Here is a 15852-nt window from a genome sequence, read left to right on the forward strand (position 1 = left end):
CAGAATCCCTAAGAAATTTGAGGGCAAACCAGCTAAACAAGTTTAAAAACAATCACAGGTTTTGACATTAACTCAAAGCAAACTGTTGTTGGCTCAGATGGTTTTGTGGTCGATAACCCCAAGTTTTTAAAGCAGTCAAAAACAAAGTTAAATCAATTGCAACGCCAGCTTGCACGCCGAACTAAAGGTTCAAATCGCTGGCAAAAAACCAAACAACGCATCAACAAATTACACGGCAAAATCTCACGGCAAAGGCTCGACTTTGCACACAAAATTTCACGTCAGATAACCAATGAAAATGACATTTTAGTGTTCGAAGATTTAAACGTAAAAGGGATGCAAAAGTTCAATGGCAGCATGGTTGCCGACAATATGATGGGCTTAATTACTCAGCTTTCAAAATACAAAACTGAGCTTGAAGGTAAACTCTATCACGAGATTGACAGGTTTGAAAAATCCACAGGGGTTTGTTCTGAATGCGGCCAACATCATGTTTTAACATTGAACGACAGATATTTCACATGTATGGCTTGTGAAACTTACCAAAGCCGAGACTTGTCAGCGGCTAAAAGCATAGCAAAAACAGGTGAATTAGATTTGATTGCGGCTGGGATCGTCGCAAGGGTTACCCCCACATCTCAGCAGAAATCAGCCATTAAAACGAAAGTCTTCGAGCTATCGAAGTTTGCTGTTGGAACTGAGAAAAAAGAAGCAGCCTAGTCTCCAAGTCAAGGCTGTAGAAGCCCATTGATCGACACGGAGTGGCGTCGATGGGTAGTTCACAACTGTTAAATTGGCCGGTACTATCATGTTTTCATTACGTGGATGGGCGTTTTCAAAACCAGTTAAGGTTGCACTAGGCGGCATATAATGTATTTGTGCCACCACCGGGACTATTTTACCCGCGATATCGGCTTCAACTAATAATTGTAAATTACGTGGATAGTCTTCTTCACCTTTAAATATCATTGCCAGCTCGTTTTGACGAGCCACACCGCTTTGCGTTTTTAGCGACTTTTTGGTGTCTGTATCACTGAGTGTTAATACCACCTTACCTAAATTTGGGGCACTTACGGTTAGCTCTATAGCTTGTGGATACACATACCGATATTTAGACAAGCTCACTGTTAACTCCCCGCCTTGCTCACCCACTGGGCTGCTAACAGGAAAGAACTGATTTGGCTTAAGTCTGTCCTCATCATATACCGTTAATGGTTGTGAATAAGGCGGAAACGCCAAACTTTTCTGATACTGATCAGCAACCACAGAGGCGGCTTTGGCTAAGTCTTCATCAAATGCTGACTGAATTACTGAGCTGGTTTTTGTTGTTGCCTTTGTCACAGGTTGGCTTAGCGTGCGCTGCTGAGCAGGAGGTGCCGATATCGGCTTTTTATCATTGAGAGGGGGGTGCAAAAGCCGATGTGCATATAGATCACGGCTACCCTGTCACAGTAAACAATGTAGCACTCACCCCAAAAATGACCCCAACGCTTGTCCGTATTGCTGGTGCTGACAATATTATTACCACCGATTTAATTACCGGCGCAGAAGACTTTAGCTACTATGCGCTTGAAACCCCCGGGCTGTTTTACTTTTTAGGCGTCACTCCAAAAGATCAAAACGCTAAAACAGCAGCAAGTAATCATTCACCTCAGTTTTATGTTGACGAAAATGCCTTACAACTTGGCGTAGAATCACTATCACAACTGGTTGTTGACTACTTACAATAACAACTCAACATAACAAACACAGGGCTAATAACCCTGTGCTTGTTTTATTAGAGAGTGTTATTCAGCTAATATAAATCCCCAATCGCTTACCTTTAATTATAAATTCTCAAATTGGAAAGGACGCCTTAGTGACAGCAGAATATTTTAATTTTTTAAGCCTTATTGGCGTGGCATTCTTTGCAATTTCAGGTGCGTTATTAGGCCATGATAAAGATATTGGCGGATTTGGAGTGGTGGTTGTTGGCTCAGTCACTGCGCTTGGCGGTGGCACGCTCAGAGACATACTTCTTAACCAACCCGTTTTTTGGATAGCCAACCCCGATTTTTTATATGTCACCTATGTGGCTATTTTTGTCACTGTTATGTTTATTAGCCACTTACCCGATGTGTCTAACTATTACATGTTGTTGGTTGATGCAATTGGTATGGCTATTTTTAATGTGGTCGGTATCGAAAAAGCATTAATTGAAGGCACCACCATGATGGTTGCACTTACAATGGGCATGACTACGGGGATATTTGGTGGCTTAATACGCGACGTGATCTGTCGAGAAGTGCCGTTGGTGATGCGAGAAGAGCTCTACTCCACCGCCTGTTTTGCAGGAGGCTTGACCTATGCAGCGCTATTTTTATTAGAAGCCCCTTATTTATGGTGCATTCTTGGTTCGCTGTTGGTCAGTGTTTTTTTAAGATTGGGCGCGCTCCATTTTGACTGGCAGCCCAATCTATTTAGAAAAAGAACACCAAAAATAAACGATTAGTATAAGTATTGCGTTACACTAATCGCTCATAGAGTCCTGATGCCCGTGACACACTTTTACCCATCGCCAGTTGCAGCACTTTTTTATCTGCTACCAGCTCAAAGGTCTGCTTTGCACGGGTAATACCGGTATACACTAATTGCCGGTTAATACCGACGTTTGCTTGTTTAAGTGGTGGCAATACCATAGCAGTGTAACTAAACTCTGAGCCTTGCGATTTATGAATGGTCATAACATACACTTTATCGTGCGCTGGGAGTCGTGCAGGTGAAAATGCACGTTCATTACCCTGCTCATCAATAAACAGTGCTTTGAGTTGGCCACTGTCATCAGGCATCAAAATACCTATATCGCCGTTAAAAAGTTTAAGTTGATAATCGTTTTGGCTAATCATAATAGGCATACCCGTGTAATGTCGCTGATTAGGGTTAACGCTAATTAACCCTTGCTGTTGCAATACACGCTCAATACGCTGATTTAAACTATTAACGCCGTAATCGCCCTCACGCACTGCTGCAAGTAATTGATAGCGGGCAAAAGCCTCATGCACTTTGGCAACACTCGCTCCTTGGGCAATCAGTGTTAAATAATCACCGTAGTGACTTGCCGCGCTGTTTATAAGCTTTTCAATCGGGGTAGAGACAAAATCGTAGTCTAAAATAACATCGCTAAAATGCCCTTGCGTACTGTGTTGTTCAACATAATTTAATATTCCTCGATCATTGGTATTAACAGCCAAAGCCAACTGGCCTATACCACTTTGGGCATCAAAGCGATAACTATGTTGTAAAAAGGCAATGCAGTCAGCCAGTTTAAACTCACTCTGAGTTTGCACGCCAAGTTTAGCAGTGCCATTAAAACACACCTTATTTAATTGCTCACAGCGTGCTTTTGAATACTGCGGTGTTTGTCCAAGCACTAAACCTTGGCATAAATCACTCATTACACTGCCGGTATCAACCGAGGCGAGTTGGTCTTTATCGCCAAGTAAAATCAATCGGGCATGCGCTGGTAGAGCCTCAATTAATTTGGCCATGAGCGATAAATCGACCATACTGGCCTCATCAATAATCAATACATCAACATGCAACGGATTGCTTTTATCGTGCCTGAATTTATTGGTAAATGGCTTAACTCCTAACAAACGATGAATAGTTTGCGCACTTTGCGGGATCAACGCATTAATATCAGCCGGTATTTCTGTGAGCTTATTTTTAGCCCCTAAAATTGACTCTGTTAGTCGTGCCGCTGCTTTACCGGTCGGTGCCACTAATTTTATGCTCAATGGTGCAGCCTGATATAACGACTGTAAAATGGCTAACAGCTTTGTCACCGTGGTGGTTTTACCTGTGCCAGGCCCACCGGTGATCACACTAAAGCCCTTTGTTGCAGCAATGGCACAAGCGACCTTTTGCCAATCAATATCAAGCGTTGGATCATCAGGAAAGTAGCGAGTTAATAACTCAGTAAGGACTTCATCATCAATATTGAGTTGTCGCTCACTCATTGCCAGTAATCGTTGCGCTAAGGTTTGCTCATACCCTGCTAAACGGGAAAAATACAACCGCTGATTAAACAATTGCAGCGGCTTGTGATCCCCCACACTGTTATGCGCGTGTAAGTAATTTATTGCCGCCTCAGTCGTAAAATCGTCACTAAATGGGGTGAGAGTGTCAGGTACGGTACCTTCTAACTTAGTAAAGTCGCTTTGGCGTAAATTAAACGGATTAGCCCAATCAACCTCTGTTAGAGTTAAACAACTATGCTGGCTTTGCTGCGATAAACACAGCATTAAAATAATATAAAATAGCTCGTCATAATCATGTTCAGTATTGTTACCACTGACTAATTCAGCCAGCTTTACATCCACAACACGTACGCGGTGCTGCTCAGTTAAATAGCTAAGCAGCGGCACAACTTTAGGTGTTTGAGTTACAGGGTCCGCTAGTTGTTCATTGAGTAACGCCGACTCATCAACAGGCGCGTTGTCAAAGTCATCAAACAAACCGGGTTGTTGGTTTAAATCACTCATAGCATCGCTCCTTGGCTAAACAAACCATCTAAAATAATAACTTGCTCTGCACTTAACTGTTTAAAGTACACCCCTTCACCCGCTGGCATACCGCGTAAAAAGGTATAATACACGCCGCCTAAATGCGTCTCTATGGCATAATCAGGAATACGCTGTTTAAGCAATCGATGCAGCGCTACGGTATAAATTAAATACTGTAAATGGTATTGGTGGCTGGTCATGGCTTGCTCAAGCTGCTCTGGCTCATAATCTGCGGGGGTACTGCCCAAATAATTCGATTTATAATCTAAAATATAATACTTGCCTTGGTAACAAAAAATTAAATCTATAAAGCCTTTTAGTAAGCCTTTTACATGGGCAAATTCAAGTTTGCTTTGGCTAAAAGCAAAGTGTTTAATCAGCATTTCGTTGAGTTTAGGCGCACTTAGGCTAGCAAGCGGTAAGTTAAACTCCATTTCAACAAGACAATCTCTCGGTGATAATTGACTCAAGCTTAAATTATTTTCACTATTTAATGGGCAATTAAGCGCATCGAGTATCCATTGTTCGGTTATTGGCTGCCATTGTTCACTAATGTGGTATTTTTCAAAAGCACGTTTAATTACTGCCGATAAGTTTTGCTCTGGATTTGAGGGGTGAACAAGCGGGCTGGTAAAATCAAGTTGCTCGAATATTTCGTGTAAGCAACTTCCTGGTTTTGCACCTTTTGGAAAATTATACGGTGAGAGAAGTTCATCTTGTTGCACCGCAAACTCATCTCTTTGATGATCTTCATCGCTGCGCCCAGGTGCCAGTTGGTCAGTATGCTTTTTAAAGCTTAAAGCACTAAAACTGGTTGCCCGCCAATCGCGTTCAATCTGCGTGGTTACAGTATTAATACTCAGCGCCTGCTTTTTAACGTGTTCATTATTAAAGCGAAGTATGCCCTGCTCGAGTAATTCACCCGAGGTAAATTGCAAATATTCCATCGAATCATTGGCATCACAAAACTCACTTAAATGAGTGCGCCATGTTTGGCTGCTGGTTAACGCTAACCCTGAGAACAACACATGCCCAAGCGCACTACTTTGAATCGCTAAGCGGCTACTTTGCCCTTGCCCGATGTTATATACACCCAAGGCACAAAAATGCACTGCACGGGTCAATGCGACATACAATAGGCGTAAATCTTCGGCTAGGCGCTCTTGCTCTGCTTGTTGCAAGGCGTCTTCGCCTTTACTTAAATCAAAAATTAACTTGCCGTTATGGTGATAAAGCGCGTCTTTAGTTTCACGATAGCCACTGGCAAAGGGCATAAATACCAATGGATATTCAAGCCCCTTTGAGGCATGCATAGTGACAATTTTAACCAAGTTTGCGTCGCTCTCTAAACGTACTTGCACTGTTTCGCCATCTTGCTGGCTCACCTTTTGCGCAAACCAACGCAACAAACGAAGTGTCCCTTCAAGCTCTATTTGTTTTTGCTGCAGTATTTCGCCAAGGTGTCTAAAATCGGTAAGCCAACGTTCTACGTTATAGCCCAAGCCTTGCCATTTGGCACTGAGTTGATTATGACTTAGTAAGCGCTCAAGCATCGCCATAGCCCCTTGCTTATGCCAAATATGGCTAAGTTGAGCAAAAAAGTTTAAATGTTCTTGCCATGCATTTTCATCATCGGCCAAAGCAAAAATATCGTTATAACTTAAACAGAATAATGGCCCTGCGAGTACACCACGTAGAAGTGACTCGTCGTACTGGCCGTGCAATGCGGTTAAAAAGTTGAGTAAATGGTGGCTTAGCTCTTGGCTAAATACACTATCACGAGACAAATACACGCTGGCAATATTGGCTTTGCTCAAGGCCTGCTTCATTATTTGCGCTTCAACGCGGTCGCGCACCAAAATACAAATATCAGCAGCGCTTACCGGCGTACTGCCAATACAGGCTATTCCTTGGTTTGCCTGCTCAAGTAAAGTAACTATTTTATTAGCAAAATGGGTGGCTAAATGTGCTTGCCCTACGCCTTTACTGGTCGGCTTGGCTTTTTCATCGCCGGCTTCATCCACAAACACATTAAATTCAAAGGCGGTGGCCGGTTTGCCATCAATTAAAAATGTATCTTCGGCTTTTTTACCCTTGGCTTTCACTTTATTAAAAGGAATGGCATCGTTATAAATAAAGCTGTTGTCGTATTTACCAAACAAGCTATTTACACTGTTGACGATATCACTGCTGGAGCGAAAATTAGTGCCCAATGTAAATTGTTGCGACTGCTCTACGGCCTCTTTGGCACCAATGTAGGTAAATATATCTGCGCCCCTAAAGCCATAAATAGCTTGTTTGGGATCGCCTATCATGGCTAAAGTGGTATTGCTTTGAGCATAAATTTTACTAAAAATACCGTACTGAATAGGGTCGGTGTCTTGAAACTCATCAATCATTGCCACCGGAAATAACTGCGCAATTTTTTGCGACAATACGTCACCCTGCTCACTATTAAGGGCTGTATGTAAATTAGTGAGTAGGTCATCAGGCGTGATCACGCTTTGTTCTTGTTTGCGTTTAACTATGGCCGCTTTTACCCAACTCGCCGCATATTGCACTATCGCAATTTTTAGCCCTTGTTTAATGGTATTGTTAAGTGCGGCTAAGGCATCGAATTGGCTAATAAGTGGATGCGTCAGTAATGTGCCATTTTTTTTATAATTAGCGGTATTACTTAAATTCTCGCTGCTCCAAACCTCAAACGAATATTTGTTAGTACCAAATTCAAAAAAGTCATCATTGCCTAAGCAAAATGCTTCAAGCGCCGCTAAACTGCCTTTTCGCCCGGGTGTTTTTGAGCCACTTAAATCGGATGCTTTAAGAGCACCAATAAACTCTTGCTCTAGGCACGTTTTTTTAAAAGCGGGTATAAGCTCTAAATATTCATCTCGCGCTTGCCACACATCCTCTAAATTTATTTGCGGCGTTATTTCGGCGTTAGCTTTATTTAAAATACTGCTTACTTGGCTAAATAATGATTCAGGTGCGGCAAACACCTCTAAAATCGCATCTGTTCTTTGCTTATTAAGCGGGTAGACAAACGCGCGCCAAAAATCTTTTATGGTCTCAAGCAGTATCTCGCGCTCATCTAAAATAAACTCTAAGTTAAACGCGACCCCCGACTCAAACGCATGTTGTTTTAGCATCCGCTGACAAAAACCATGAATGGTAAAAATAGCCGCCTCATCCATTGATTTAGCTGCTGCATCGAGTAAGTCAAACGCACGATGTTTATCATCTACTGCGGCTATTACACCTTCTATTAATTCATCGTTTGGCTGTTGCCCCAATAAGGCATCGCGCGCGGCAATAATACGGCTGCGTACCCGGTCTTTAATTTCTTGTGTTGCAGCATCGGTAAAGGTAACCACCAAAATTTGCTCAACACTCAATGGCGTACTCAGCTCACCGGGTATTTGCATGCCTAATAAATAGCGTAAATACAAACCCGTGATCGTGTAGGTTTTACCTGTACCCGCACTGGCTTCTATCAAACTTTGGCCTGATAAAGGCATAGTGAGTGGGTTAAGCGCTTGCATAGTCACTCTCCTTGGCATGCTCAAATAACGGGGCGAGTAATTTTTCGCTCCACTTAATAAACTCCTCTTGGCAATCATTGAGCGATTGCACCGTTAAACGAATATAGGGATTCTCCCCTTCACCTGGGCCAATATACTGTGGGCTAAATTTACTGTTAGCTTTTGCCATGTCGCCACCGCTTTTCACGTATTCATAACCGCTCACCGGAAAAAACGCCACCGGCGCATTTCGCAGTGCTTTGTATAGTTCAAACCAATCTGCAAGCAGCAAGTCAGCATTGGCTTTGCTCATAGGGGCAAAGCTAATTTGTTTATCTAAACCCAGTAATAAGGTTTCAACCTCTTGTTGCATGCTTTGAGCTGCCAGGTGATAAAGAAAGCCTTTTATTAAATCTTTGGCTTTAATACTGGCACTGCGGTAAAACACTTGTTTTTGCATATACACATGGTTAAGCCAGCCTTCAATGGTGGTATTTTCAAGCGCAAGTAACACTTCTATCGGTTCGCTTTTACCGGCTTTTATTTGCTCTTTTACTTGCCCTGCAAGCGCATCAACTCGGTGCTGCATACCCTCATAAATTAAGCTGCCTACATTGGCTTGGGGCAACTCACCGCGCTGCAGGATTTGCTTGGTACTGAGCGGCGTATTGTTAATGTTTGCTTCAAGTATTTCGTCAAGGTAAAAATAACGGCGCAGCGCATCTAAGCTAAACGGTTCTTCGTCTTTCGCTATATCGTTAAATTGCGGCAAGCGTAACCCTAAACTTTGTTGATAAAAGCTCTCTTGGGCATGGCATACACTACGAATAAACACATCAAGATCAAGTAGCTCTGGGGGCGTTACATCAAGCGCAGTGATTGCTTTAGGCTCAATAGCCTCGCTAGGCAGCCAAATTGGGTTATAGCTGTGATTATTTACTCCCGCCTGTTCAGTGCTAGCTGGCAAATAATACTGACTATTAAAAGGTTGTAAATGTTGTTGGCTAATAAGGCAATCTGGCAAGGATTTATCACTGGGTTCGCTAAGTTTAAAACTGCGGCCTATGTATTCTAAAAGCTCACTGACAAGCGTTGATGGCATGCGCGGCTGGTTGTCAAAACATGAGCGACCAATGTAGCTCATATATAAATTATCTCGAGCACTTAAGAGCGCTTCTAAAAAGAGGTAACGGTCATCGAGTTTACGTGAACGGTCACCTTTTTGCTTTTTAGAATACGGCACTAAATCAAATCCGATTGGCTGCACCGTGCGCGGGTAATCGGCATCGTTTAAGCCTAGCATACACACCACTTTAAAAGGGACGGCGCGCATGGGCATGAGAGTACAAAAGTTCACTTGTCCTACTAAAAAGCGCTGACCTACACCTTTTTCTTGTATACCTTGTTTTATTAGATAGCTCACTATGCGCTGCGAAACGGCTTTACTGTAGTCGCCGTTGTCGTGGTGCTTCGCAATGTCTTCGAGCACCTTTTGCAGCAGTAATAAATCCCAGCTATCATCGCTTTCGCTCTCATACACAGCATTGAGTAGCTCACTTAGTATATGGGCTTTATTAGAAAGCGTATCATCAGGGGTGAGTTTCGCTTTAAAGTCTTGAAGCACATCAATAAAATGCACCAGCTTATTGAGAGTATCAAGCGCCATACCTTCTACTTCATCGGCGCTGTAAATACCATTAAATGGGCACTGTTCGTCGCGCATGGCAATCCCCAGTAATAAACGGTTCAAGCCATGTTGCCAGGTATTTAAATCAATGGCGGGTAAATCAAAGCTTTGTTTATGCTCAGCGTTTATACCCCACTTTACCCCTACTCGCTCAAGCCAATAATGTATTTGCTCGTATTCATGGGCTTCTAGGCCAAATTTTTCGGCAATTTGCGTAACCTGTAATAAATCAAGAATATCCGACACGCCAAAGCGCGAAAACGGTAAATTAGCTAAACTGGCAAACGAGCTCAGTACTGGTTTTTCTTGCTCTATGGCTAAATCGGCAAGGGCGTATGGTATAAATCGGCTGCCCTGCGCACCACCAAAAACGGCCTCAATGTAAGGGCTATAAGTACCTACATCAGGCATCATCACAATGATATCTTTGGGGGTAAGCGTTGGGTTTTGATTAAACAAATTGAGTAAGTAGTCGTGCAGGCGCTCGACTTCCCTTAATGGTGTGTGGCAGTCACTTAACGTAATGCTGGTATCGTGTGCACTTATGGGCAGTTTACCCTCATCGTTTATAAACCATTCTTTGTTATCGGTAAGCGATTCACCTTTAAAGGCAAGTTGGTATATTTCGCTTTGCACTTGCCCAAGTAAGGTATCGTCAAACGCATCAATAAAACCATCAATCCAACGGGCATCAAGCTGCACCAGTTGCTCAAAATAATCGCGGCCGAGTTTACCCCACGACGACAACAACGGATTACCAATAAAATAGTATTCTTCATCAGGATTCGTTTGCTTTTTTTGCTGCGCTTCCACCAGCGGCATTTTGGCGTATTTAGCGTTTATTTTAGCCGCTGTTTTTTCATCGATTATATCGCCCCAATAATGCTCGCTGGGGTTAAAAAAGAATAAAAACACCTCAGTTTTTTTACTCAAGGCTTCAAACACATCAAGCTGTGAGCTGGCAATAGCAGATATACCAAATAGGCTAATACGCTTTGGCAATAAGCTGCTATCCATACTCTCAAGGGCGCTGAGTAATTGTCCTTGCATGTTGGCGCGGTGAAATTGACTTTGCCCTAGCTGTTTGCTTAATTTGACAAGGCGGCGCCACAAATCGGGTTGCCAAGGAGCAATGCTTACATCAACATCGTCAAGCGTATCAACACCGCTATCCCATTTGGCTATCCAATGGGGGCGATACATTAAATATTGGTCGTACACATCGGCTATTTTTTCACATAGGGCAAAGGTTTTTTGGCCGTCAATATCCCCCTCTAAATAGGTTTTTAGGGGTAAATACAGTGGCTCGTCAATACAAGTAGGTAAAATTGCAAACAGTTTCCAAGCAAGGTTCGGTTTATTAAACGCCGACTCTTTAGGCACGTTTGGCAATAGTTGCTGGTACAACTGCCAAATAAAGCTCGACGGCAGCGGAAAGTCTACCTGCGCAGCCACGCCTAAATTTTCACTTAAACCAATTTTTAGCCACTGCGACATACCCGGCGATTGCACTAACACCACTTCTTTATCAAATGGGCTTTGCAATGGGTTTATTTTTAATAGCTGATGAAACTGCGCTTGCAGGGCTTCCATACGGTTTGATTGAAAAATATTGAGCATACGATACCAGCCTTAATTGAGATAAAGCCAGTGTATGATATTTTCAATTTAAGCGGTAGCGCTAAGAAGACATTGGCGTTAATAAATCAGCAAGTTAGCCCGCCGATAGATGAACTTTTAAACGCACAGCTTTAACCGCAGTGCGTTTATTATTTAACCTGAACTGTGGATAATAAATCCATCTCAAGCAGCTATTTTCAGCGCTAACTGCGTTGAATTTACTTGCAATAGGCTAGCTATTGACGCGTAATTTCGCCTTGTTTTCACTAAAAATCTCTAGCTAGAGAAAATAAACATAAATATCATTTTGATTCAATATGTTAGTAAATCTCTTAACCAGAGTTCAGGTTATTTAAATGGTGATGCTATTTATAAGGACTAATACTTGAAAGACTAAAGTCACTTTGCATAATAACTTGCCCATCAATGCCTTTAAGCTTTAATGAAATAGCAGGTTTCTAATTATAAAAGGTAATGATGAAAGCGGGCACAGTCTATTTTTTAAATATGACAACGAGGGGCAATTTTATTGACAGCAAGATTAAACAATTATGAGTAAATTATGGCAAATAAATGTATAAAAAAAGACACTCAAAGTTGTCCATGAGTGTCCTATGGTTTTTACTAAATTAGCTGCTATTTCAATTCAGCTAGCATTTCATCACTGTAAGCTGTGACTTCTTCGCCGTTTTTAATTTTGCTAATGTAATCTGGGTTAGCAATTAGCGGGCGACCAATAGCAATTAAATCAAATTTATTGTCGTTAATCGCTTCTTTGGCAGTTTCAAAACTATAACTACCTACCCCCACAAAGGTACTTGCATAACCAGCTCGTAAAAATTCAGAGGTTGATTTACCTTCTAGTGAATCAAAACGCATGCTGTCGTCAAAAATACCGCCATGTAAATAAGCTAACTTGCGGTTTTCAAGCTCTGGTAATAAGTAGTCAAATACTGCTTTATCGCGATTGTCTTCGCTCATATTAAAATAAGCACCTGGCGTTAAACGTATTGCGGTGCGTTCATTGCCTACTACATTAATAACTGCATCGGTTACTTCCAGTGCAAAGCGCGACATGTTTTCTGGTGTTTGGCCGTACTCGTCATCACGTTTATTTGCCGCATAATGTAAAAATTGGTCAATTAAATAGCCATTAGCACCATGAATTTCCACGCCGTCAAAACCCGCTTCCATCGCATTTTCTGCGGCTTTAGCGTAATCGGCCACTAAGCCTTTAATATCATCTTTAGTGGCAGCTTTTGGCGTAATATAAGTTAGCTCGCGCATACGCGGTACTGAACCTTCAACCCCTATTGCAGATGGCGCCAAAACATCACCACCAAAAAAGTGAGGGTGAGCAACACGGCCAACATGCCATAGTTGTGCAAACATTTTTCCGCCATTGGCATGTACTGCATCAGTGACTTTTTTCCAACCTTGAATTTGTTCGCTAGTGAAAAGCCCAGGTGTATTTGGATAACCTTGAGCATCAGCACGGATAATAATGCCTTCACTAATAATTAAGCCTACATCAGCACGGCGAGCGTAGTAATCAACCATGGCTTGTGTTGGCACTAAATTGTCATCTGCCATACAACGGGTCATTGGTGCCATAAGTACGCGGTTTTGCAGTTCTATGCTGTTATTTAATTTAAAAGGTGAAAGTAAGTCAATCGACATAATGTTTATCCTTTATTGAATGTACATTCAAGATAAGGTCACTTGAATGAATATTCAAGTATAATTTTGAAACTTTGTTTAAGATTGCGTAAACTCCACCTAAGCCTAAGAAAAATAAATTTATTCATTACTACTCTCTCCACTAAAAGAGTCATTATGAGAACTGCAGAATTTGATACAGAGTTTGTACTGCGCCAAGCTATGGCCATGTTTATGCTTCATGGCTATGCAAAAACCAGTATGCAAAAACTGACTCAAGCCACCCATTTACATCCGGGCTCGTTATACGCGGCATTTGGAAGTAAAAAAGGCATTTTTTTAGCCGCTACTGAGCAATACCAAACCGATCGCAATACACAGTTTACGGCGCTGTTTGAGCACAGCAGTTGTATTTTAGATACGCTGAAACAATACCTTAATATCATTGTGCAAGAATGCGTTGACGGTGAAGCAACCAAAGTGTGCCTACTCACAAAAAGCATTAGCGAGGTAGAGGGTAACGAACCACAAATTTGCCACGTATTGCGTACTAATTTAACTGCATATGAGCATGCCTTTGCGCAGCAGTTACAAAAAGCAATTGATAATAAAGAAATTACCAATGGCCGAAGTGCCATAGAGCTGGCACGATTTTGTGTTATGGGTATATATGGATTACGCACCTACGCATTAACAAACCAAGACCCCGACGCACTAAACCAACTAGCCAATGAGCTACTAGCAGCCATCAGCTAAACTAAATTTTAAAGCGCAGCAGCTCGCTGCTCTTTGTATACTCCACAGTGAGAGAGAGCCAAAAATGACCACTGACAATTTATCAAAGCAAGACGACGTAATTTTAGGCCTTGGCGCAAAAAAACGACTCGCATACATGTACGAAACCGTGCAGCAATTTAAGCAAGTGTGGATTTTAAACGATGACGACGGCTGCGTAATGCTCACTAACGAGGACGACGATTGCGTGCCGGTATGGCCAACACGAGAATTCGCACAAGCCTGGGCAACCGGCGAATGGCAAGGATGTACACCTAAAGCAATTCCAACTGCAGATTGGTTTAGCCGCTGGACACCTGGTCTTGAAGAAGACGACTTACTGGTGGCCGTGTTCCCTACCGAAGAAGACGACGGCACAATTTTATTCCCTGATGAGTTTCAAGCCCAGTTGAGTAAATCAATTAGGAAGTATTAAATTTTAGGGCCTGTTGACCTTTCAGGATTAAAATTTGTTCAATCTAGGGGCCATTTAATCGCGGCGCGAGGTTTGTAACCTAGTGGGCTAAGTAAAAACCGAGCAACAAAGAGTAAATGACCCCTAGGCAGAAACCCTTCGGGCAGCGCCTGTTTGGCATTTACGCTACGTTATCGCCTATTTATGGGGAACAACCACACTACATAGGCTCTGCCTTGCCTAATTACCAAACAGACTGCTGAAAATTCAACCTCGAAAGATAAACAGGCCCTTAAGCATTAAAAGAAAAGTTTATTTACCAAAAGGTTATAAAGCATTTATTATAGTGTTGTAACTTACTTTTATAAAAATCGACTTGGGTGGACGTCAATTCCACCCCTGTAAAAAATCGAATAAAGTAATCAATGTTCAGGTAAATTTAATAAAAAATATACGTTTATTTTCTGTGTTTAAATTGGGGTCTACATGCTGTTCAATTCAAAATATAAAAACAAAATTAATGAGTTAAATAACGAGTTAATGCAATTAAAAAAAACCAATGAAAAACTTGAGGCGCAATTGTTAGCAGCAAACAGCGAGCAATCACAACTAAACGACAATGAAATAGCAAACAATACAGCCTTTGTAAAACAGCGTGAATTAAACACCTTATCATTACAGTCATCTTATTTAATGAGTGACATCAGAGAAAGCTTAGCCTCAACTTCACATAAACTAATTAATGATATTACGTCATTTAAGTCATCCCAAGAATTACTTGATACAATTTTAGATATGTTAGCAACGACTTCATCGTCAACACATAATATCTCAAGAGATACAAAATCAGCCACTAAATCCGTTAAAGAATTGCAGTCAGTAACAACCGGAATTAATGATTTTGTAAACATAATTAAAGGGATTTCTGATCAAACAAATTTACTTGCACTTAATGCGGCCATCGAGGCCGCTAGAGCCGGAGAACAAGGACGAGGCTTTGCTGTTGTGGCAGATGAAGTAAGAACGCTCGCTCAGCGCTCTTCTGATGCATCTAACGAGATCTCTAATTTAATAGCTAAGGTCAATGAGCAAATGCAAAGCGTTGTAACTAACATTACTAGCGTTAGCGAAGAAAGTAATGGCATTGCAAATAGCTCATCAGAAATTGATGCTACCGCTAAAAAGGTGGTTGAACTATCACAAAATATGTATAGCGTTATTGTTAATTCAAGTGCCGATGCATTTATTCAAACAGTAAAAATGGATCACATTGTATGGAAATACGATATTTATAAAGTCATTTTAGGCCAATCAAATAAGACTGCAGAAGACTTTTCTGATCATACCATGTGTCGTTTAGGTAAATGGTATTACCAAGGTGAAGGTGCATTAAAATATTCAAGCATTAACGACTTTAAAGCATTAGAGCAACCACATGAAGATGTCCATAAGAATGGCTTTGCTGCTTTAGAAGCATTCCAATTAGGCGATATCAATACTGCTGTAGAAAAAGTATCTCTTATGGAGCAAGCAAGTTTTAAAGTAGCGGACATACTTAGCGCTTTATCACACAAAATTATGGATTATAACTGTAAATAAAATAGTCAAAAAAACCTCACTTTGCATAGCGTT

The 15852-nt window shown here is 41.6% G+C and carries 10 protein-coding genes and 1 pseudogene; 6 read left to right on the forward strand and 5 right to left on the reverse strand.

Annotated elements, in window-relative coordinates; genetic code table 11:
- Positions 1-105 precede the first annotated feature (105 nt).
- Positions 106-720, forward strand: a complete 615-nt coding sequence (locus BG00_RS12820) for an RNA-guided endonuclease InsQ/TnpB family protein (protein WP_253861391.1) — start codon at positions 106-108, stop codon at positions 718-720.
- On the opposite strand, the gene BG00_RS12825 is transcribed toward BG00_RS12820, so the two are convergent.
- Positions 676-1341 (reverse strand): hypothetical protein, encoded by a 666-nt coding sequence (locus BG00_RS12825; protein ID WP_253861392.1) that lies wholly within the window; start codon positions 1339-1341, stop codon positions 676-678. The two genes, BG00_RS12820 and BG00_RS12825, sit on opposite strands and share 45 nt — an antisense overlap.
- A gap of 65 nt (positions 1342-1406) precedes the next feature.
- Here BG00_RS12825 and BG00_RS17485 point away from each other — a divergent pair.
- Positions 1407-1730 (forward strand): annotated as a pseudogene (locus tag BG00_RS17485) (M20/M25/M40 family metallo-hydrolase); the annotation flags it as partial.
- Positions 1731-1858: 128 nt separating this feature from the next.
- Positions 1859-2491: a trimeric intracellular cation channel family protein gene (locus BG00_RS12835; protein WP_036983031.1), complete on the forward strand. Its 633-nt coding sequence runs from the start codon at positions 1859-1861 to the stop codon at positions 2489-2491.
- Between the two features lie 13 nt (positions 2492-2504).
- On the opposite strand, the gene recD is transcribed toward BG00_RS12835, so the two are convergent.
- The 4 genes from recD to BG00_RS12855 form a co-directional block, all read right to left on the reverse strand.
- A complete protein-coding gene (gene recD / locus BG00_RS12840) occupies positions 2505-4523 on the reverse strand; it encodes an exodeoxyribonuclease V subunit alpha (RefSeq protein ID WP_036983033.1) in 2019 nt (672 codons plus the stop codon).
- Positions 4520-8086 carry an exodeoxyribonuclease V subunit beta gene (gene recB / locus BG00_RS12845; RefSeq protein WP_036983035.1) on the reverse strand — a complete coding sequence of 1189 codons (3567 nt, stop codon included), beginning with the start codon at positions 8084-8086 and terminating at the stop codon, positions 4520-4522. Before recB ends, recD begins: the two co-directional genes overlap by 4 nt.
- The gene (gene recC, locus BG00_RS12850) at positions 8073-11372 is read right to left on the reverse strand and encodes an exodeoxyribonuclease V subunit gamma (RefSeq protein ID WP_036983037.1); all 3300 of its coding nucleotides are present in this window, start codon (positions 11370-11372) and stop codon (positions 8073-8075) included. The genes recB and recC overlap by 14 nt, the downstream gene beginning before the upstream one ends.
- Positions 11373-12008: 636 nt before the next feature.
- Positions 12009-13052, reverse strand: a complete 1044-nt coding sequence (locus tag BG00_RS12855) for an alkene reductase (RefSeq protein ID WP_036983038.1) — start codon at positions 13050-13052, stop codon at positions 12009-12011.
- 156 nt (positions 13053-13208) lie between these two features.
- On the opposite strand from BG00_RS12855, the gene BG00_RS12860 reads away from it, so the two are divergent.
- From BG00_RS12860 to BG00_RS12870, 3 genes are all read left to right on the forward strand, one after another.
- Positions 13209-13787 (forward strand): TetR/AcrR family transcriptional regulator, encoded by a 579-nt coding sequence (locus tag BG00_RS12860; protein ID WP_036983039.1) that lies wholly within the window; start codon positions 13209-13211, stop codon positions 13785-13787.
- A gap of 64 nt (positions 13788-13851) precedes the next feature.
- A complete protein-coding gene (locus BG00_RS12865) occupies positions 13852-14241 on the forward strand; it encodes a DUF2750 domain-containing protein (RefSeq protein ID WP_036983040.1) in 390 nt (129 codons plus the stop codon).
- A 465-nt stretch (positions 14242-14706) separates the two neighbouring features.
- Positions 14707-15819 (forward strand): methyl-accepting chemotaxis protein, encoded by a 1113-nt coding sequence (locus tag BG00_RS12870; protein WP_036983041.1) that lies wholly within the window; start codon positions 14707-14709, stop codon positions 15817-15819.
- Positions 15820-15852: the final 33 nt, after the last annotated feature.

The organism is Pseudoalteromonas sp. SCSIO_11900, assembly GCF_000576475.1.
GTDB classification, from domain to species: Bacteria; Pseudomonadota; Gammaproteobacteria; order Enterobacterales; family Alteromonadaceae; genus Pseudoalteromonas; species Pseudoalteromonas tetraodonis.

Excerpts from the sequence above, each read along its gene's own strand:
- recD (WP_036983033.1), bottom strand. The coding sequence starts at position 4,523 with ATGAGTGATTTAAACCAACAACCCGGTTTGTTTGATGACTTTGACAAC.
- recB (WP_036983035.1), bottom strand. The coding sequence starts at position 8,086 with ATGCAAGCGCTTAACCCACTCACTATGCCTTTATCAGGCCAAAGTTTG.
- recC (WP_036983037.1), bottom strand. The coding sequence starts at position 11,372 with ATGCTCAATATTTTTCAATCAAACCGTATGGAAGCCCTGCAAGCGCAG.
- BG00_RS12855 (WP_036983038.1), bottom strand. The coding sequence starts at position 13,052 with ATGTCGATTGACTTACTTTCACCTTTTAAATTAAATAACAGCATAGAA.
- BG00_RS12860 (WP_036983039.1), top strand. The coding sequence starts at position 13,209 with ATGAGAACTGCAGAATTTGATACAGAGTTTGTACTGCGCCAAGCTATG.
- BG00_RS12865 (WP_036983040.1), top strand. The coding sequence starts at position 13,852 with ATGACCACTGACAATTTATCAAAGCAAGACGACGTAATTTTAGGCCTT.
- BG00_RS12870 (WP_036983041.1), top strand. The coding sequence starts at position 14,707 with ATGCTGTTCAATTCAAAATATAAAAACAAAATTAATGAGTTAAATAAC.